The 17,979-nt window shown below is 65.1% G+C and carries 18 protein-coding genes and 3 tRNA genes; 13 read left to right on the forward strand and 8 right to left on the reverse strand.

What is annotated here, in order from left to right; translation table 11 throughout:
- The first annotated feature begins 57 nt into the window (after positions 1-57).
- From ACFVV0_RS17620 to ACFVV0_RS17645, 6 genes are all read left to right on the forward strand, one after another.
- On the forward strand, positions 58-1,191 hold the full coding sequence (locus ACFVV0_RS17620) for a pyridoxal phosphate-dependent aminotransferase (protein WP_387066020.1): 1,134 nt from the start codon (positions 58-60) through the stop codon (positions 1,189-1,191).
- Between the two features lie 62 nt (positions 1,192-1,253).
- Positions 1,254-1,808 (forward strand): Lrp/AsnC family transcriptional regulator, encoded by a 555-nt coding sequence (locus ACFVV0_RS17625; protein WP_387066022.1) that lies wholly within the window; start codon positions 1,254-1,256, stop codon positions 1,806-1,808.
- A gap of 31 nt (positions 1,809-1,839) precedes the next feature.
- Positions 1,840-3,078 carry a Zn-dependent hydrolase gene (locus tag ACFVV0_RS17630; protein ID WP_387066025.1) on the forward strand — a complete coding sequence of 413 codons (1,239 nt, stop codon included), beginning with the start codon at positions 1,840-1,842 and terminating at the stop codon, positions 3,076-3,078.
- A 158-nt stretch (positions 3,079-3,236) separates the two neighbouring features.
- On the forward strand, positions 3,237-3,494 hold the full coding sequence (locus ACFVV0_RS17635) for a hypothetical protein (RefSeq protein WP_387066027.1): 258 nt from the start codon (positions 3,237-3,239) through the stop codon (positions 3,492-3,494).
- 450 nt (positions 3,495-3,944) lie between these two features.
- The gene (locus tag ACFVV0_RS17640) at positions 3,945-4,226 is read left to right on the forward strand and encodes a hypothetical protein (RefSeq protein WP_387066030.1); all 282 of its coding nucleotides are present in this window, start codon (positions 3,945-3,947) and stop codon (positions 4,224-4,226) included.
- Positions 4,227-4,345: 119 nt separating this feature from the next.
- Entirely contained in the window at positions 4,346-4,678 is a 333-nt protein-coding gene (locus ACFVV0_RS17645) for a hypothetical protein (protein ID WP_387066033.1), read from the forward strand.
- A 403-nt stretch (positions 4,679-5,081) separates the two neighbouring features.
- On the opposite strand, the gene ACFVV0_RS17650 is transcribed toward ACFVV0_RS17645, so the two are convergent.
- The 3 genes from ACFVV0_RS17650 to ACFVV0_RS17660 form a co-directional block, all read right to left on the reverse strand.
- The gene (locus tag ACFVV0_RS17650) at positions 5,082-6,164 is read right to left on the reverse strand and encodes a hypothetical protein (RefSeq protein WP_387066036.1); all 1,083 of its coding nucleotides are present in this window, start codon (positions 6,162-6,164) and stop codon (positions 5,082-5,084) included.
- A 326-nt stretch (positions 6,165-6,490) separates the two neighbouring features.
- Positions 6,491-7,351: a hypothetical protein gene (locus ACFVV0_RS17655; RefSeq protein ID WP_387066039.1), complete on the reverse strand. Its 861-nt coding sequence runs from the start codon at positions 7,349-7,351 to the stop codon at positions 6,491-6,493.
- A 154-nt stretch (positions 7,352-7,505) separates the two neighbouring features.
- Positions 7,506-7,841, reverse strand: coding sequence for a hypothetical protein (locus ACFVV0_RS17660; protein WP_387066042.1), 336 nt, complete (start codon positions 7,839-7,841; stop codon positions 7,506-7,508).
- Between the two features lie 319 nt (positions 7,842-8,160).
- Here ACFVV0_RS17660 and ACFVV0_RS17665 point away from each other — a divergent pair, with 319 nt between their 5' ends.
- Both ACFVV0_RS17665 and ACFVV0_RS17670 read left to right on the forward strand, forming a co-directional pair.
- Positions 8,161-8,538: a hypothetical protein gene (locus ACFVV0_RS17665; protein WP_387066044.1), complete on the forward strand. Its 378-nt coding sequence runs from the start codon at positions 8,161-8,163 to the stop codon at positions 8,536-8,538.
- Positions 8,539-8,592: 54 nt separating this feature from the next.
- A complete protein-coding gene (locus tag ACFVV0_RS17670; protein WP_387066364.1) occupies positions 8,593-9,453 on the forward strand; it encodes a type II CAAX prenyl endopeptidase Rce1 family protein in 861 nt (286 codons plus the stop codon).
- 71 nt (positions 9,454-9,524) lie between these two features.
- Here ACFVV0_RS17670 and ACFVV0_RS17675 read toward each other — a convergent pair whose 3' ends face one another.
- The 4 genes from ACFVV0_RS17675 to ACFVV0_RS17690 form a co-directional block, all read right to left on the reverse strand.
- A complete protein-coding gene (locus tag ACFVV0_RS17675; RefSeq protein ID WP_387066047.1) occupies positions 9,525-9,875 on the reverse strand; it encodes a hypothetical protein in 351 nt (116 codons plus the stop codon).
- A gap of 439 nt (positions 9,876-10,314) precedes the next feature.
- Positions 10,315-10,387 (reverse strand) — tRNA-Phe (locus tag ACFVV0_RS17680).
- Positions 10,388-10,459: 72 nt separating this feature from the next.
- Positions 10,460-10,536 (reverse strand) — tRNA-Asp (locus ACFVV0_RS17685).
- 35 nt (positions 10,537-10,571) lie between these two features.
- Positions 10,572-10,644: transfer RNA gene (locus tag ACFVV0_RS17690), tRNA-Glu, on the reverse strand.
- A 447-nt stretch (positions 10,645-11,091) separates the two neighbouring features.
- On the opposite strand from ACFVV0_RS17690, the gene ACFVV0_RS17695 reads away from it, so the two are divergent.
- Both ACFVV0_RS17695 and ACFVV0_RS17700 read left to right on the forward strand, forming a co-directional pair.
- Positions 11,092-12,315 (forward strand): peptidoglycan DD-metalloendopeptidase family protein, encoded by a 1,224-nt coding sequence (locus ACFVV0_RS17695; protein ID WP_387066049.1) that lies wholly within the window; start codon positions 11,092-11,094, stop codon positions 12,313-12,315.
- Entirely contained in the window at positions 12,308-13,582 is a 1,275-nt protein-coding gene (locus tag ACFVV0_RS17700) for an NlpC/P60 family protein (RefSeq protein ID WP_387066051.1), read from the forward strand. The genes ACFVV0_RS17695 and ACFVV0_RS17700 overlap by 8 nt, the downstream gene beginning before the upstream one ends.
- 80 nt (positions 13,583-13,662) lie before the next feature.
- On the opposite strand, the gene ppa is transcribed toward ACFVV0_RS17700, so the two are convergent.
- Positions 13,663-14,154: an inorganic diphosphatase gene (gene ppa / locus ACFVV0_RS17705; protein WP_387066053.1), complete on the reverse strand. Its 492-nt coding sequence runs from the start codon at positions 14,152-14,154 to the stop codon at positions 13,663-13,665.
- 45 nt (positions 14,155-14,199) lie between these two features.
- Here ppa and tilS point away from each other — a divergent pair, with 45 nt between their 5' ends.
- The 3 genes from tilS (at position 14,200) to ftsH (ending at position 17,978) form a co-directional block, all read left to right on the forward strand.
- The gene (tilS, locus tag ACFVV0_RS17710) at positions 14,200-15,321 is read left to right on the forward strand and encodes a tRNA lysidine(34) synthetase TilS (protein WP_387066056.1); all 1,122 of its coding nucleotides are present in this window, start codon (positions 14,200-14,202) and stop codon (positions 15,319-15,321) included.
- 16 nt (positions 15,322-15,337) lie between these two features.
- Positions 15,338-15,889, forward strand: a complete 552-nt coding sequence (hpt, locus tag ACFVV0_RS17715) for a hypoxanthine phosphoribosyltransferase (RefSeq protein WP_387066059.1) — start codon at positions 15,338-15,340, stop codon at positions 15,887-15,889.
- 82 nt (positions 15,890-15,971) lie between these two features.
- Positions 15,972-17,978 (forward strand): ATP-dependent zinc metalloprotease FtsH, encoded by a 2,007-nt coding sequence (gene ftsH / locus ACFVV0_RS17720; protein WP_387066062.1) that lies wholly within the window; start codon positions 15,972-15,974, stop codon positions 17,976-17,978.
- Position 17,979: the final 1 nt, after the last annotated feature.

Here is a 17,979-nt window from a genome sequence, read left to right on the forward strand (position 1 = left end):
CAACCGACTCCTCGAAGGAAAACAGCCCGAATGCAGATCCCAGATATCACTAGAACCATGCCCAGATCCGGGATCCGCGAGATCATGGATCTCGCCCTGGCCAGGCCAGGCACCATCCGTCTCGAGCTTGGCGAGCCGGACTTCCCCACCCCGCCGAACATCGTCGATGCGGCTGCTCGGGCCGCTTCGAGCGGCTTGACCAAGTACACCCCGACGGCGGGCATCCCGCTGCTTCGTGAAGCTCTCGCCGAGAAGATCCGCACCCGCAACGGTTTCGCTGTGGATTCGAGCCGCGTGCTCGTCTCTTCGGGAGCCGTGCAGGGCATCTACGTCGCGCTCGCCGGGTTGATCGATCCCGGGCAGGCCATCCTCGTGCCGACCCCGGGCTGGCCCAACTACCTCATGATGTGCCGACTGCTGAGGGCGCAGCCCGTCGGATACCGCCTCCGCGAAGAGGATGGCTACCTGCCCACGGTCGCCGAACTGGAGTCCGTGGTGACGCCCCAGACGAGAGCGATCGTGCTCAATTCACCCTCCAACCCGCTCGGCTCCGTCTTCGAGCCGGCCCGGCTCTCGGAGGTCGTCGCCTGGGCGAACGCCCGAGGGCTCTGGATCGTCTCGGACGAGTGCTACGACGAGCTGACGTACGACCGGAAGCACGTCTCCACAGCGGTCTTCGACGAGCGCGACTCGGTGATCTCCGTCTTCAGCTTTTCCAAGACCTACGCGATGACGGGGTGGCGCATCGGCTATCTGGCACTCCCTCAGGCGTCGGTCACGACGCTATCCAACGCCCACGAGGCGATGATGTCGTGCGTGGCGATGCCGACCCAGTACGCCGCACTCGAGGCGGTCACCGGCCCACAGACAGCTGTGGCGGAGATGAGGGCTGCGTATCGCCATCGCCGGGACGTGGCGCTCGCGGACCTGGACGCGAGAGGCATTCCGGCGTACCGGCCCGATGGAGCGTTCTATCTCTGGGTGGACGTGTCGGCCTCCGGCCTGCGCAGCGACGCATTCGCCCGAGAACTCGTGGCCGAATCGGGCGTGGCGGTCGCGCCCGGCACCGCCTTCGGTCCGGGAGGCGATGGACATGTCCGCGTCTCCATAGCGAACAGCGTGGACAGCATCCGCGAGGGCGTCGACCGGATCAGCGAAGCCGTCGCCGCCCTGGCGTTCTCAGCGCGGTGAACGCAGTGACCCCTCACCGTGCCGCGACTAGGCTGCCAGGAAGCATCAGGAAGAGAGAGCGGATGAGCACTTCAGCCGACCAGCATGTCGATCCCGAGGTCGCCGGTGACCTCGCGTCAGCGTCGAAACTCGCCCAGATCATTCAGCGGCCGACGGCCAAGGCGCCGCTCGACGATGTCGATGTGGCGCTCTTGAAGGCGCTGAACGACGATTCACGACTGTCGCAGCGCGCCCTCTCCCGCGAGGTGGGACTGTCTGCGCCGGCGATCGGCGAACGGCTGGTGCGGCTCGAACGTCTGGGCGTCATCCGTGGCTACACGCTCGACCTCGACTGGGCGGCGCTCGGCTACTCGATGTCCGTGCACATACCGATGACAGCGGCTGCGGGCGCCGATCTGGGCGTCATCATCGAGCATCTCGTCGAGATGCCCGAGCTGGAGGACCTCGACATCGTCACTGGCCAATGGGATCTCATTGCAAAGTTCCGGCTGCGAGATCACGCACACCTTCAGGAAGTGCTGCTGGTTCGGATCTGGCAGATCCCCGGAGTCCAGCGGGTGGAGACCTTCCTGGGCCTCGGCAACTACCGTGGCGCCGGCGTCCTGCGCGATGTCTGAGCACGTAGACAACCGACTGGACGGACGAGCGGTGACTCTTCGAATCAATGCGGATCGCCTGCGCAGTGACGTCGAGACGCTCGGCGGGATCGGGCGTGTGGCCGCCGGCGGCATCAGCCGCACGAGCTTCTCGGCCGACGACCTCCGGGCGCGCGAATGGTACCTGGGGAGGTGTGCGGAGGCGCGGCTCTCGGTCGAGACCGACGGCCTCGGCAACATGGTGGTCCTCGCTCCGGGCGACGACGGCACGGCGCCGGCCGTGTGGTCCGGTTCCCACATCGACACTGTCCCCAACGGTGGCCGTCTGGACGGGGCGCTGGGTGCCCTCGCCGCGCTCGAGTGTCTGCGAACGATCGCGGAAGCGGGCATCGAGCTGCCACATCCCGTGCGCGCCGTCGTCTTCACCGACGAGGAGGGCAACTACGATCACCTACTCGGCTCGGTCGGTATACGCCGCGGATACACACTGGAGCAGTTGAGTGAGCTCCACGGCCGGGATGGGGACAGCCTGGTCGGCCGGCTCGCGGAAATCGGGTGGGACCTCGAAGCGGCGACCAGGACAGCGATCGACCCCGGAAGCGTACGCGCCTTCGTCGAGCTGCACATCGAGCAAGGGCCGAACCTCGAGGCCGACGGGATCGATATCGGTGTCGTCACCTCGATCGTCGGCATCGGTGGTGCCGAGGTCGACTTCGCCGGAGCCGCCGACCACGCGGGCACGACGCCGATGGCGAAGCGGAAGGACGCGCTGCTCGCGGCAGCCGATTTCCTCACGGGCTTGCCCGCGCTGGCAGCACGAATCGACGTATCGGCGGTCGTCACGTGCGGGATCGTCTCCGTCGAGCCTGGCGGCGCGAACATCGTGCCGGGCATCGCCCACCTGACCCTCGATTTCCGTTCCCCGGATGCCGCCAAGCTTCGCGAGCTCGCCGCCGCGATCGAGGCGGAAGCCCGCGCGGTCGCCGATGCACACGGAATATCGGTCAGTTGGCGACAGGACGCGTTGGTCGAGCCCGTCGTTCTCGACGACCACGTGCGGACCGTGATCGCCGACGCCGTGGACCGCTTGGGTCTGACGCGGATGGACATGCCGTCAGGCGCCGGGCACGACGCGCAGAACATGGCGTGGATAGCGCAGACGGGCATGATCTTCGTCCCCAGCATCAACGGCAAGAGCCATACTCCCGAAGAGGACACGAGCTGGCACGATATCGAGAATGGCGCGAACGCGCTGCTCCAGTCTCTGTTGTCGCTCGCAGGTGCCGCATGATCGACCGCACTCCGCAACGAGGGCACAAAAAAAGCCCTGTTGTCACACCTGGCTGACGCTACCGGCGAGGACAAAAAGAGACACTCATCGCGAAACGGCGCGAGTTCTTCGACGAATGGTCGGTAGCCCGACATTCGAACGTATGTTCTAATGTTCGTGTGGACCCGTACCCGATCCGTTACGACCGCGACACCTGGTTGGTGATGCGTGACGACAACGTGCTGCCCAAAGCGGTCATCCAACGGTTCACGGACCGTAAGGGCGTGGACAAATACCTGTTGGTGCAATGGGATCTCGACCCAGCAAAACGCCGGCTGATGGCGGTGTGCGACTCGCTTGAGAACGCAGATCGCTTAGTGCTGTACGACAACCGCATTCGGGGTGGGTACTGGCAAGGTCCGCCGAACCCGCGGTAGGGAATCGCAGTGGCGGGCACCAACCTTCGCGCCACGATCCGATACGTCAGCCACTGCTCGACGACAGCCGTCAGCGAGGGCAGGCGTTCAGGTACTTGTCGTCGTCGCCGCAGCACGAGCGCTAGCTACCGCGGGCACGGGTCTGCCTTTACGTCCTCCCCACGACCGAGGCTCACGCCGATAGGTCTGAGAAATGAGATTCTCGGCGCCCAAAACAGGACCCTTGAAGTGAGATGAGGCTGAGCATTTTGGGCGTGCAAAGCGCGAGATGTCGACCGTCTTCACAGATTGTCTTTCGGCTACGAAGTTGTCCGTTTTGAGGTTCGGGACCATCTAAGTGGCGGGATCCGCGAGGGAGTTGGCCCCGTGGCCAGTGTCCGCCGGCCGCGTGCGCCTGGCGTCGCGCCTTTGGCAGTCCTATGCTTCCGATATCGAGGGCATGGGAGCATCATGATCGAGATGCGCGAGGGCGATGACGGAATCTTCCGAGCCGACGGCCCGGATCGGCCGCTGCCGTATGGGCTGCCTGATGATCCGCAGGAGCCTTTCGTGGCGATCGTGGCCCCCAGTATCGACAAGGTCTCCGCGCTGTCGTTCGACCGCCGGACGGTGGCCGGTCGGCGGAGTCGCCGGGGCCTGCTCGCTTTCGTCGCGTCGGTGGCTGGCGGTGTTGTCGTGATCGGGATCGTCGTCGCGGCGCAGTCAGTGATGAGCTTGCTTGGCGCCGAGTAACGATCAGTCGTTCTGCTGAGGTGTGCCACGGACAACCTACGTGGCGGGGTTCTTGGCCATCCGTCGATCGTCCTCGTTCGACGTCGCGGTGGATTGCGAGATGAGCTAGCTTGAGGCGCATGGATCAGACCGATGATGGCTCAATCTTCACTCCCGGCTTTGTGACGTTGTGTGTGGGAATCGTCCTCGGCCCCATGTTCTTGCTCGGATCGACGCTGTTGGTAATAGCTTGGGTGAGGGCGGCGACCTTCGACGGCGTTGGCGAGAGCGGCGTCCACGACCTGCTTATTTGGGGTTTTTGGCTCGCGATGATCAGCCTGGCTGGATTGGTCCCGGTCTTAATCTGGCGAGTTGCTGCCTGGCGTGATCGTATGAGCCGGGTGAATCCGGAACTTGATCAGCCGGCTCGGCGAGACATGATCCAGGGACGGTCGGTGCCCTTTCCACGATGAAGTTGTCCGTCTCGACTTTCGGGACAATCTAGGCGGCGCGCGGATGTAGTCTCCAAATCGTGAACAGTATCCGCGAACGGATCATTAGCTGGTTCAGGCGCGAAAGTGACTACGCGCCGCCGCCCGGTCGGATGACCGAAGACACGACCCAGCGCCTGCCGAGCGGGGGCGGAGTTCAGCGCATGCCAGGAGACGGCGTTGACCCGGCGAGCTTCAACCCGCAAACAGGCCGGAACCCGTAGGTTCGTTTGGCGCCCCTTCACCGGGCATTTTCGTGGGACAGGTATACGGGAATCCTTTGATCGGGGAGTTGCGGGAAATCGTAGCCCTCGCTTTGCCATGCAGCGGAGTTCTGGTGGTCGACCCTCTTACGGGCGTGCAGGTTGTGCTTGGGATACATGGGTCACCAAGTGCGTCCGACGATTCCGACCGGGTCGTTGCCGACACTAAGCCACGTTCCGAGCGGGTCGCTCTCCGGCAGGATGGAGCCAGTGGCGTCTACGTACAGAAACCGCAACTCGGAGGCGCGCGATGCGCCATCAATTGATAGATCCACGACGACATGTCCCAGGCCGGCACCGCGCATATCTACGCTCACGAGTGAGTAGTTATCGAGGGTGATGCGTTCGAACCGCTCGCGGACCTGTCCGATATATGCGCCGCGAGCTGGCTTCTTGCCGAACTCGTGAAGGCACCCTGCAAGTACACCGTAGTTCCGGTTCTTCCAGGCCTCCAGAAGCCCGATCGCAGCTTGTGCTACTGGTTCGCGCTCCACCGTGGAGAGCCCATCCTCCGCGACCGAGCTTGAACGCGGTTGCCACTCATTGAGAACCTTCTTTTGAGCCTCCAGCTTTCCCACTCGTTTCAGAGAGTCGAGCAAAGTCGGCTCGACCGGCGCCGGCTTGGACGCTTCGATGCGCGCCTCTCGCCAGTCGAGAAGCGCGAAGAGCCGGTTCCAGGCTTTGGATGCAACTATTTCGTTGTCGAAATTGGAGAAGTTGCCATGGAGGATTCCATTGCGATAGAGCTCGAAGAGGGGCTCCTCATTGAGCGTGTTGAAGCTCCGGGTAAAGGACTGCTGGGTCGACGCAAGCCCCTGATGGTGAGCCACAAGCGAGTTCCAGACAATAAGCTTCTGCTCTTCCAGGGAGTGCAAGCCGCGGCGGTTATCGCTCACCGCGGCGACGAAGCCGTCCAGGACGGGTAGCAAACTGAGCACGGTGGCGTAATAGCGCCCTTCCCGATAATCACGCAGCGCATAGTCGAGGAGCTGCCGATAGGGCCGGAGTTCGGGGACCGCCTTCGCCCGCATCAATGCAAATCTCATGGTCTCGTGATCTGCGTACTGCTCCAGGATTGCTTGCTCCACCCGGTCGGGCATGCCTGACGCCAGAGGTTCTTGGAGCGTGTCGAGCTTCAGGGAGCCGTGGAAGATCCAGTTCCGATCACCAACCACTTCATAGAAGGTGTCGATCGATCTGACCATGCGATCCAACTCTGCCTCGAGATCCTTGAGTTCCTTGCGGAGGGAGGGCTTGAAGATCGCAGAGCACGAAGGCCGGCGGCCTGTTCTTTCAGTTTTTTGAACGTTGGAATGTCGGCAGCGCTGGGGTATCCGGATTCGGGTGGTGGCGCAACATCTCCCTGGCCTGGTCGTTTCATCCGTGCCATCGGTACCCCTCGTTAGATGTGTCGAACTCAGTGAGCTTCTCACAGCGCATCGCTAGATTGAGCGCATCACAGGATCGGCGAGCAAACCGTCCGCATCACAGCGTCGTCACCGAACGGCGAAATGCCGGCATTCGTGTCGGCCTAGGCGGTCGGGTCGATGCGGCGCAGGAGATTCGAGAGCATGATGACCGAATCGGCGGCCACACCGGCGGCCACCCGGTCTCCTGATGCTCTGTGCTTCACGGCTTGTGCCAGCTCGATTGAAGCTCGGGCGAGCTTGCGCAGTTCCGCGTTCTCGGATCCCGGTAGCATCGCCTCGATGTACCTGTTCAAGCGTTCTTTGGTGCTCGGTATAGGCGGCTCATCGGTGCCTTCCGGCCCGTGCAGGGCGTGGTCATACGCTGCGGCGCTCAGCGCCTCGAGGACCGCGACACAATCGTTCCCAACATTGCGGTAGTCCTGTTCTGTGCTGGCGCTCTCGAAATGCCGGCGAAGTTCAGAAATCTCCTCGTCGACCCTGGACCAACCGGTACTACCGCGTGGCGAGATGGGGTCCGCAAGGCTGGATGCAATGGAGCCAGCCTCTCGCTCGTCGAGCAACTGATGAAGAGGCTCAAAGTCTTCGTCCAAGATGTCGCGGCGAGCCTGCCATCCACCGCTGCCAGTTGCCCCCGCCCGCCGCCAGTGGCTATAGAAGGTGCCGAAATTCCTATAGGGCGGATTGAACGAGTCGATGTTCAACCTCCGCAGAACGGCTTTCAACGCACGGAGGACCAATCCGGATTGCTCGTCCGTGATGCGGTGGTCTCCACCCGTGCCGTAGCCCTGGAACTCTTCGTGAGCGAGACGCGCGAGGGCGACAGCGACCTCGATATCCGGCGCCTCCGCAATAGGTCCTTGGGCTATGCGCTCGATCAGTTCCTCGTTCAGCTGCTCAATCTCTGACGAGCTGTCCCATGAGGCCGGGTCCGGCATCAAGACAAAGAAGTCACCAACTCGCACCTAGGCCTCCTGACCAAGCCACTTCTCACGTGTATCGCCGACAGAATCGGACAAATTGGGTCACGGGAAAGGATACCGAGCCCCCCAACGCAGGGTGCGCCCGTCGCGTTCGTTTAGGGATCCGTACCGGACGGGGGTGAGTGCTGTTACTTCGCTACAGGGTGACGTGGGTCCCGAAGAAGAGTCCGAATACGACCCATACGATCACGCTGAGGACTGGCGCGGCGCCGGCAACGATGATAGCCACTACCCCGAACTTACGTCCTCGGTTCGTTGAGGTCGCGACGATTCCTTGGACGAGTGCCCAGATGCCGAACACTGAACCCAGCAGGATCTGGATTCCTGCTGCGAGCGAGTTGGGTTGAGCGTTGAAGCCCACGCGCACGTTCTGAGGTGACACGTCGTTGTATTGGTAGATCGTGGTTGCGAGAAGCCCGACGAACACGGACCAAACCACAGATACCGCCGCAACGCAGATCGCCATGACCATGGCGACACGTCCTAGCTTTGCTTGCCCCCTGTCGAACCGGCCTGCGGCGACGGCGAGGCTCTGACCGTTGACGGCTGTCGCGGCGGTTCCCAATCCGCCCATTCGGGGCCGTGAAGCTCGTCGGCATCGATGGGTCCAGAGCCATCACTCATCGTCTGCTTCTCCGGTCTCGCGTGGCGGTGAAGCCGAGTTTAGTGTCCGTACGAGGCTCGTCAACAGCGGCTCCTGAGCTTCATCCGCTCAGAGCGCATGAGGATCCTTCAGCGCGCAGTCCCTCCCGAGTCACGGTCGCGTCCGTTGCAGTCCGATGAACAGCGGGATGGGCATGAGTACAAGGCCGGCCAGCGCGAACCAGAACGCGGCCCAGGCAACGGGATTAGAGCGGCGTTCGACGGAGGAGGACACGCTCCATTATCTCGGATCTCCAGATCCGAGCTGCTCGTCCAGCTGCGGCGATCACCTGATGATCCCCGTCTGCGCTTCACGGAAACTGCTGGCCGCGGGCTGGCATGCTGTCGGCATGCTGATGGATTCGTGCGCGACGGCTCCACCGAGCGGTCAGTCGTGGTGCGACGACACGACGGCGCTTGTCGTCCTGACGTCCAAGTGGTTGGGATTGGTGATCGTTGGAGCAGTCGTGGCGACTGTGATTGTGGTGGTGCTGATTACGAGGCGACGCGGCCGCAAGCGCTACTGAGAGACTGAGGGCGTGCCCGCTCACACCGCTGCCATTCTCGGCACCCGCCCCTTGATGTCGGTAGGGCTGATCCCGGCGTTCCTCGTGTGCCTCGCGGCTCCGGCCTTCTTCGTGGTGCGGATCCCCTGGATCGGGTGGGCGCTGCTTGCGGCAGGCTTGCTCGCGGCCTGGCTCATGCGATCCCGCTCGGATGCCGAGGCCGAGACCGCCGGCGCGTCTCCCGCTTGGCAGCCCGAGAGCATACGGTCGCGCACGCCGAGTCTGGTGCGCGACCTGTCGCTGATCGCGCTCGCACTGCTGATCGTCAGCTCCATTCCGTTGGCGGCAGAGCTCGACAACGTCGCGTTCGTGCGGTTCGCAGTGGGGCTGGGAGGCGCGGTCGTGGTCCCGTACGTCGTGTCGCGGTTCGTGTTCCGTGATCACGCGATTCGCTTCCCGTGGCGGCGCGGCGGACGCTGGACCGCGTTCCAGTGGACCTGGCTGTTCGCGGTGCTGGCCATCGGCTGGCTCGTTCTGCCCTTCTACTTCATCACCTCGGGCGTCTACATGAACTGGCCGGTGGTGGACACCCCGGAAATGATCGCGCGGCTGTTCGTCGGTGTGGGCGCGGTGGGAATCTGGGATGAGCTGTTCTTCATCTGCATCGTCTTCACCCTCCTGCGACGTCACTTCCCCGACTGGCAGGCCAACCTGCTCCAGGCGACGGTTTTCGTCTCGTTCCTGTGGGAACTCGGTTACCAGGCTTGGGGTCCACTGCTCACGATCCCGTTCGCCTTGGTGCAGGCATACATCTTCAAGCGCACGCGGTCTTTGACGTACGTCGTGACCGTCCACCTGCTCTTCGACGCCGTGGTCTTCCTCGTGCTCGTGCACGCACACAACCCCGGGCTGCTCGACGGTCTGTTCCTGGTCTGACCGGCCTGCTACTTCGCGCCTCTGCCAGCGGGTGCGCAGGCTCACGTTTCGCTTGCGGCGGTTTCAACGGGTCAACGCAGGGTGTCCTGGTGGTGCACGTTCACCAGATGGCTCTCCGGCGCCGGTGAGAGCTTCGGCTTCTTGCAGGAGCGCGCCGCTAGTGTCATCGGTGTGAAGCTTGCCGCGTCTGCCATTGTCTGCATCGTGGTTCTGGCCCTTTCGGGTTGCAGTACGCTGGCCGCAAGCGCGCCAACGCCATCAAGGAATTCGAGCCCGGCGAGCGCGCCCGCGCCTGCCACAACGCCGAATGTCGTCGATGGGCTGCCATCCAGCTGCGATGTGCTCTTCTCCGGCCAGGAGACGTTCGTTTCGCCGGATGGTTCATTGGTGCTCAACCCGGCGTGGAAGTCCGGGCCGGGCACATCGCGACCTGTCGCGAGAGGTTACGGCACGTACGATCCGACGCTGGCGGGTATGTTGTCGACCGATCCGGACATGGTCTGCGATTGGGCTCCTCCCACCGGTCCCCAGCACCACGTTCCTCACCACTCAGCTGCGTCACGTCGATGACGCGACGCAGCAAGCCGCGCTCACGAGGTGCATCTGGCTCGCGTCGGACTGGAACAACGCCGGACCCGAGACCTACACGCCGAGGCTCCTGAAGATCCTGTTCGGCTGAGTATCCTGGCTCGCTTCGGGCACCTAGCGCCGCGGCTTCCTCCGGCTATCCGGAGCTGTCGACGCACTCGTTTCGCAATACCGTAGCGACGACCCGGGCCGCGGAAGTCAGGGCTTATGCGGAGTGACCGACTGTTAGAAACAAGAAACCCCCGCCATGTAGAAGCTAGGCGAGGGTTCCAGTGGCTCCGACCGGCATCGATCCGGTGACCTTTCGATTTTCAGTCGAACGCTCTACCAACTGAGCTACAGAGCCGAAGCCAGAAGGACTGGCCTCTAGACGGAAGCCCTTCGCTCGCGGAAATCCGCTCGGAAGGGCTTCGCGCCGTGGCGACCCTGACGGGACTTGAACCCGCGACCTCCGCCGTGACAGGGCGGCACGCTAACCAACTGCGCTACAGGGCCTCATAGTGAAGCTGTTCAATTATATGTTGTGCCAGTGACCCCAACGGGATTCGAACCCGTGCTACCGCCGTGAAAGGGCGGCGTCCTAGGCCACTAAACGATGGGGCCGGACAGCCTCGAAACGCTTCCGCGATCCGCATGACCACCGACGCATAAGCATACGGAATCCCCGGGACAAATGCCAATCGGTCGTGCAGCCCGGGCACGTCGCCGCCGTACAGCGACCCGGATGCGCGCTGTCGCGAGTCCGTCGACGATCCCGCGACCAGCCAGCGAATCGCCACGGAATCGAGCCTATCTCGGGATACGTTCGCATCGACGACCGCTCGGGTCGTCCGTGTTCTCACACGCCGCCCCCGTTCTCGATCGACCTCTTTTCGCCCGCCGACACTGGGCTTAAGAAAGTTGTTGTTGCTAAAGTGACAGACGTTGACAACGGGATCCGTGTGACTCATGCGACTGAAGCCGCGCACGAGCAGACGGGTTCGAGGAACGATGAAACCTACTGAGACGGTCTCCCCCCAAGCCCGGCGGACACGCCCGCGCGGGCCCTCCGTGGCGCGCCGACGTGGACTACGGGCGGCTCTCGCCGGAATCGTCATCGCGGTCGTCGCCGCCGTCGGCGTGATCGCTGCCCCCGCTTATGCCGACTATCCGAGCTGGCAGGACGTTCAGAACGCGAAGGCGAACGAGGCCGCCGCATCGGCGCAGGTCACCAACATCAACAACCTAATCAGCCAGCTCAAGAACGAGGTCGCCGCCACCCAGGCCGAGGCGGTCAAACGCGGACTCGAACTCCAGGTGGCAGAGGCCAAGTTCGACGAAGCGAACATCCGGGCCGAGCAGATCCAGAAGCAGGCCGACGACAGCCAGGCCAAGGCGGAGGCGGCGAGCCAGCAGGCCGGCAAGCTCGCAGCGCAGCTCTACCGTACGGGCGGCCGCAACCTCACGGCCAACCTGTTCCTGAGCGGCAACGGCGCCTCGGACAAGAGCCCCGACAAACTGCTCGCCGACCTCGGAAGCATGTCCAGGCTCGCCGAGCAGTCCAACAAGGTCTACGAAGACGCCAAGGCCGCCCAGAACACCGCGAAGTCGCTCGCGGAGCAGGCCAAGGTGGCGAAGGCCGAGCGTGAGAAGCTCCGCATCGCAGCAGAGGCGGCCCTCAAGGTCGCGACTGCGGCCGCCAAGGCCGCCGAGGACAAGCTGGCGGAGCAGCAGACCCAGATCGTCATCATGCAGGCGCAGCTCGCGGCCCTGCAAGACAAGACGGCGCAGACCGTCGCCGGCTACCAGGCCGGAGTGGCGGCGGCGGCAGCCGCGGCGGCGGCACGGGGCTCGGGCGGTCTCCCCGGCGGCTACGTCGGACCGCAGGGCTGGGCCGTTCCCGCACACGGACCGATCACCGACGGATTCGGGTCGCGGCCATCGCCCGGCGGCATCGGGAGCACCTACCACCAGGGCATCGACATCGGAGCGTCGTGCGGCGCCGTGATCTACGCGGCGTACGCCGGGACGGTGCAATACGCCGGCCCCTACGGCTCGTACGGCAACTTCGTGCTGCTCAACCACGGCAGCGGCGTCCAGACCGGATACGCGCACATCGTCAACGGCGGCATCATGGTCGGCAACGGCCAGCACGTCGGAGCCGGTCAGCCGATCGCGCGCGTCGGAACCACGGGCAACTCCACCGGCTGCCACCTGCACTACGAGGTGCGCATCAACGGAAACAAGATCGACGGGATCCCGTACATGAGACAAAGGCAGGCCCCTCTTGGCTGACAACGAGAAAGCATTCCGAATTCGCCCGGGCGTCGCGATCGGCGCCGGCGTCATGGGCGTCGTGACCGCATCCATCGGCGTCATCACCCCTCCGGCGTTCGCCGTCGACTACCCCTCGTGGAACGACGTCCAGCAGGCCAAGGCCAGTCAGGCCAACCAGCAGGCGATGGTGAACAACATCACGACCCTGATCACGGGCCTGCAGTCCTCGGTGGATGCGGCGCGCATCCAGCAGGCCAAGGCGGCGGAGGCCTACCTGGAGGCGAAAGCGGCGCTCGAAACCGCGTCCGCGAAGGCCGACGATCTCGGCAAGCAGGCCGACGCCGCGGCCGAGAAGGCCAAGACCTCGCAGATGCGTGCCGGCCTGCTGGCCTCCCACCTGGCGAAATCCGGAGGCGGAAACGTCGCCGGCGATCTCATGCTGAAGGGCGGCGGCTCGGGGGCCGAGGCCGACAAGCTGCTCTACCAGCTCGGCACCATGACCAAGCTGACCGACCAGTCGAAGCAGGTCTACGAGCAGGCGACGACCGACAAGAACACCGCCGCGTCGCTCACCGCCCAGGCCAAGGTCGCGAAGACCGCCCGCGAAGACCTCGCGACCAAGGCGAGCAGCGCGCTGGCGGCGGCCGAGGATGCGCAGACCAAGGTCGAGGCCGCGCTCGCGACCCAGCAGGCGAAGTCCACCGAGCTGGTGGCACAGCTGGCGACGCTCAAGAACACGACGGCTGCGACTGAGGCGGCATACCTGCAAGGCGAGAAGGTCAAGGCGGCCGCTGCTGCAGCGGCCAAAGCCAAAGCCGAGGCCGAGGCTGCCGCGGCGGCCGCCGCAGCCCACCCGAAGCCCCCGGCGAGTGGTGGCGGAGGCAACGGAGCGCCGGTGCCGCCGCCGAACGGCAACGTCGTCGAGACGGCGATCGCCTACGCGAACGCCCAGCGCGGAAAGCCGTACGCGATGGGTGGCGCTGGACCGAGCACCTTCGACTGCTCCGGCCTCACCATGAAGGCGTACGCCTACGCAGGCCTCTATATCGGCAGCCACTCGGTGAACGACCAGTGGCGCACGCTCGCCGCCCGCGGCAAGATCGTGCCGTACAGCCAGCGTCAGCGCGGCGACCTGATCTTCTGGGGCAGCGGTCCAGGCAGCTTCTACCACGTCGGCATCTACATCGGGAACGGGCAGATGATCGCCGCTCCCCAGACCGGTGACGTCGTCAAGCAGCAGGCGGTCTGGGGCTCACCCTGGCAGCAGGTCGCTCGACCCGGATAGCGAGCCCCCGAGAACGAAGAGAACGCTCCCCGATCAGCGATCGGGGAGCGTTCTTCGTGTGCTCGGTGCCGGCGACGGGGTCAGTGACCCTCTTCCGCCAGCTTCGCGAAGCCGGCCTGCACGATCTGCTCGGCTTCGGCGGCGTCGCCCCAGCCCTCGATCTTGACCCACTTGCCGGGCTCGAGGTCCTTGTAGCGGGTGAAGAAGTGCTCGATCTCGTTGCGCGTCTGCTGCGGAACGTCGTCGATGTCCTGGATGTGCTGCCAGCGCGGGTCCTTGTAGGGAACGACGACGACCTTCGCGTCGCTGCCGGCCTCGTCGCTCATGTTGAGCACGCCGACCGGGCGCACCTTGACGCCGACGCCGGGGAACACGGGGTACTCGAGCAGCACGAGCGCGTCGACGGGGTCACCGTCGAGCCCGAGGGTGTTCTCGAAGAACCCGTAGTCGGTCGGATAGACGAAGCTCGTGAAGAGCACGCGGTCGAGGTACACGCGACCGGTCTCGTGGTCGACCTCGTACTTGTTGCGGCTTCCCTTGGGGATTTCTACGACGACGTCGTATTCGGCCATGACTGTTTCTCCCTCGTGTTGAAAAGACTGGAATAACGTTACTGGATGCACGTTGACGGTTCACCGGACCATTCCCAGCCGACGCCGCCCCCGGCCGCGCCGCTCGAGACACCGTCGTCGCGCCGCCCGCGCCTCACTCCGCCGATCGCCGACGTGCGCCGCGCCGTGCGCGAATCGCTCGCCACCGCAGCTGCCCTGCCCGCACCCGACCCGCACGATGACCACGGTCCGCGCCGGCCGCATCCGTTGACCGCCGGCGCGCTGGTTCTCGTCGGCCTCAGTGGCGGCGCGGACTCGCTCGCGCTCGCCGCCGCCCTCGCGTTCGAGGCCCCTCGCGCCGGATTCCGCGCGGGCGCCGTCGTCGTCGACCACGATCTGCAGCCGGGTTCCGCCGCGGTCGCCGAGCGCGCCGCCGCGCAGGCGCGCGAGCTCGGCCTCGACCCCGTGCTCGTCGAGACGGTGAGCGTGGATGCGCACGCCTCCGGCCCCGAGGCCGCCGCGCGAGCCGCCCGCCACGCCGCGTTCGACCGTGCACTGGCCCAGACCGAGGCGGAGCGCATCCTGCTCGCCCACACGCTCGACGACCAGGCGGAGACGGTTCTGCTCGGTCTCGCCCGAGGCTCGGGACCGACCAGCCTCCAGGGGATGCTCCCCGACACCGGCCGGCTCCTGCGGCCACTGCTCGCGGTGCGTCGGGAGACCACTCGGGCATTCTGCGTCGACAGCGGGATCGCGCCGTGGGACGACCCGCACAACGAGGACCCGGCCTACGCGCGTGTGCGTGTTCGCGCCTCCGTTCTCCCCGTGCTCGAGCGCGAGCTCGGGCCCGGCGTCTCCGAGGCGCTCGCGCGCACGGCCGACCAGTTGCGCGAGGACAACGAGGCGCTCGACGGACTCGCCCTCGACTGGGCGCTCGAACTCGTCAGTCAGACCGAAGACGGCGCCGTCGCGCTCGACGTGCGAGGTCTCGCCGCCGACCCGCCGGCGCTGAGACAGCGGATCATCCGGCTGGTGGTCTCGGCCGAGTTCGGGGTGTCGCTGAGCCGGGCGCACACGCTGGCGGTCGCCGAGCTGATCACCGACTGGCACGGGCAGAAACCGCTCAGCCTGCCAGGCGTTAGAGTTGTCAGGCAGAACGGACTGCTCATCTTTTCGGACAACCTGTAAGGACAGCACCGCCCCCATGGAACTCACGGACGTTCACGACGACCTGACCGAGATTCTCATCACCGACGAGCAGATCCGCTCCCGCCTGGCCGAGCTGAGTCGCGAGATCGAGCGCGACTACGCAGGCAAGGATGTGCTCCTCATCGGCGTGCTCAAGGGCGCCGTCATGGTGATGGCCGACCTTGCCCGCGAGTTGAAGATCCCCGTGACGATGGACTGGATGGCTGTCAGCTCCTACGGATCCGGCACGGCCTCCAGCGGCGTCGTGCGCATCCTCAAAGACCTCGACACCGACCTGCAGGGCAAGACCGTGCTGATCGTCGAAGACATCATCGACTCGGGTCTGACCCTGTCATGGCTGCTCGCCAACCTGCACTCCCGCGGCCCCGAGTCCATCGAGATCGTCGCCCTCCTGCGCAAGCCCGAGGCTGCGCGCGTCGAGATCGACGTGAAATACGTCGGCTTCGACATCCCCAACCAGTTCGTCGTCGGGTACGGCCTCGACTACGCAGAGAAGTACCGCAATCTGCGCGGCGTCGGCATCCTCGCGCCTTCCGTCTACAGCTGAATAGCGCCTGCCCGGATGCTCGTGTCGCCCAAAGCGAACACGCAGCCGCCATACAGTCCCAGCGCGATACCCTTGCAGCACCATGAACGCCAAGAAGATCTTCCGCGGGCCTTTCCTCTATATCGTGCTTGCCATCGTCGCCGTGTGGATCGGCTCGAGCCTGATCACGATGTCGGGGTTCAAGGGGGTGTCGACCCAGAAGGGTCTGGAGCTCCTGCAAGACGACAAAGTCGCTAGCGCGAAGATCGTCGACGGTGAGAACCGCGTCGACCTCACGCTCAAGCAGGCCGACAAGACGCTCGGTGAGCAGGTGCAGTTCTACTACGTGACACCGCGCGGGCCAGACATCGTGAAGGCCGTCGACAGCGCCAACCTGAGCAAGGGGTTCGACGACGAGGTCCCCCAGCCGAACTGGCTGCTCTCGGCGCTCGGCTTCCTCATCCCCGTGCTGCTGATCGGCGTGTTCTTCTGGATCATGCTTTCGGGCATGCAGGGCGGCGGCAACAAGGTCATGCAGTTCGGCAAGTCGAAGGCGAAACTCGTCACCAAGGAGTCGCCGAAGGTCACCTTCGACGACGTCGCCGGGTCCGACGAGGCCATCGAAGAGCTGCAGGAGATCAAAGACTTCCTCAAGGAGCCGGCCAAGTTCCAGGCTGTCGGCGCGCGCATCCCCAAGGGCGTGCTGCTCTACGGCCCTCCCGGAACCGGCAAGACCCTCCTCGCCCGCGCGGTCGCAGGTGAGGCCGGTGTTCCGTTCTACTCGATCTCCGGTTCCGACTTCGTCGAGATGTTCGTCGGCGTCGGCGCGAGCCGTGTTCGCGACCTGTTCCAGCAGGCCAAGGAGAACTCGCCGGCCATCATCTTCGTCGACGAGATCGACGCGGTCGGCCGTCACCGCGGTGCCGGTCTCGGCGGCGGTCACGACGAGCGCGAGCAGACACTCAACCAGCTCCTCGTCGAGATGGACGGGTTCGACCCGAAGACCAACGTCATCCTGATCGCGGCCACCAACCGTCCCGACATCCTCGACCCTGCGCTGCTGCGCCCCGGTCGCTTCGATCGTCAGATCGGCGTGGATGCGCCCGACATGCTCGGCCGTAAGAAGATCCTCGAGGTGCACGGGCGGGGCAAGCCGCTCGCCGCATCCGTCGACCTCGAAGTGCTCGCCCGCAAGACGCCGGGCTTCACCGGCGCCGACCTGGCGAACGTGCTCAACGAGGCCGCGCTGCTCACCGCGCGCTCGAACGCCCAGCTCATCGACAACCGCGCTCTCGATGAGGCCGTCGACCGTGTGATCGCCGGCCCGCAGAAGCGCACCCGGGTGATGAAAGACCAGGAGAAGCTGATGACGGCGTACCACGAGGGCGGTCACGCCCTCGCCGCCGCGGCGATGCGCCACACCGACCCGGTCACCAAGATCACGATCCTCCCGCGTGGCCGTGCCCTCGGCTACACGATGGTCATGCCGCTGGAAGACAAGTACTCCGTGACGCGCAACGAGCTGCTCGACCAGCTCGCCTACGCGATGGGCGGCCGCGTCGCCGAGGAGATCGTGTTCCACGACCCGACCACCGGCGCCTCGAACGACATCGAGAAGGCCACGTCAATCGCTCGCAAGATGGTGACCGAATACGGCATGAGCGCCGACATCGGCTCCGTCAAGCTCGGCCAGGCCAACGGCGAGATGTTCCTCGGCCGCGACATGGGCCACCAGCGCGACTACTCGGAGACGATCGCCGAGCGCGTCGACGCCGAGGTGCGTGCGCTCATCGAGAAGGCTCACGACGAGGCCTGGCAGGTCATCAACGCGAACCGTGCCATCCTCGACCGGCTCGCCGCCGAACTGCTCGAGCACGAGACGCTCGACCACAACGAGATCGCTGAGATCTTCAAGGATGTGGAGAAGCTGCCCGAGCGCCCCCTGTGGCTCTCGAGTGACAAGCGTCCGCTCTCCGACGTGCCGCCGATCGACTACCCCCGCACCAAGGCCCCGATCGACTCGGGCGCCGTGGACGGCGGCGTCGACTCCGAGCCGCCGGTCAAGCCGAAGCGCGCCCCGGTGCGCAAACCGCGCCCGGCCACCGCGTAGA

Source organism: Leifsonia sp. NPDC058230 (assembly GCF_042882245.1).
Lineage (GTDB): Bacteria > Actinomycetota > Actinomycetes > Actinomycetales > Microbacteriaceae > Leifsonia.

Coding starts and splice junctions, on each gene's coding strand:
- ACFVV0_RS17620 (WP_387066020.1), top strand. CDS start 58: ATGCCCAGATCCGGGATCCGCGAGATCATGGATCTCGCCCTGGCCAGG.
- ACFVV0_RS17625 (WP_387066022.1), top strand. CDS start 1,254: ATGAGCACTTCAGCCGACCAGCATGTCGATCCCGAGGTCGCCGGTGAC.
- ACFVV0_RS17640 (WP_387066030.1), top strand. CDS start 3,945: ATGATCGAGATGCGCGAGGGCGATGACGGAATCTTCCGAGCCGACGGC.
- ACFVV0_RS17645 (WP_387066033.1), top strand. CDS start 4,346: ATGGATCAGACCGATGATGGCTCAATCTTCACTCCCGGCTTTGTGACG.
- ACFVV0_RS17650 (WP_387066036.1), bottom strand. CDS start 6,164: ATGGTCAGATCGATCGACACCTTCTATGAAGTGGTTGGTGATCGGAAC.
- ACFVV0_RS17660 (WP_387066042.1), bottom strand. CDS start 7,841: ATGGTCATGGCGATCTGCGTTGCGGCGGTATCTGTGGTTTGGTCCGTG.
- ACFVV0_RS17665 (WP_387066044.1), top strand. CDS start 8,161: ATGGGCATGAGTACAAGGCCGGCCAGCGCGAACCAGAACGCGGCCCAG.
- ACFVV0_RS17670 (WP_387066364.1), top strand. CDS start 8,593: ATGTCGGTAGGGCTGATCCCGGCGTTCCTCGTGTGCCTCGCGGCTCCG.
- ppa (WP_387066053.1), bottom strand. CDS start 14,154: ATGGCCGAATACGACGTCGTCGTAGAAATCCCCAAGGGAAGCCGCAAC.
- tilS (WP_387066056.1), top strand. CDS start 14,200: ATGCACGTTGACGGTTCACCGGACCATTCCCAGCCGACGCCGCCCCCG.
- hpt (WP_387066059.1), top strand. CDS start 15,338: ATGGAACTCACGGACGTTCACGACGACCTGACCGAGATTCTCATCACC.
- ftsH (WP_387066062.1), top strand. CDS start 15,972: ATGAACGCCAAGAAGATCTTCCGCGGGCCTTTCCTCTATATCGTGCTT.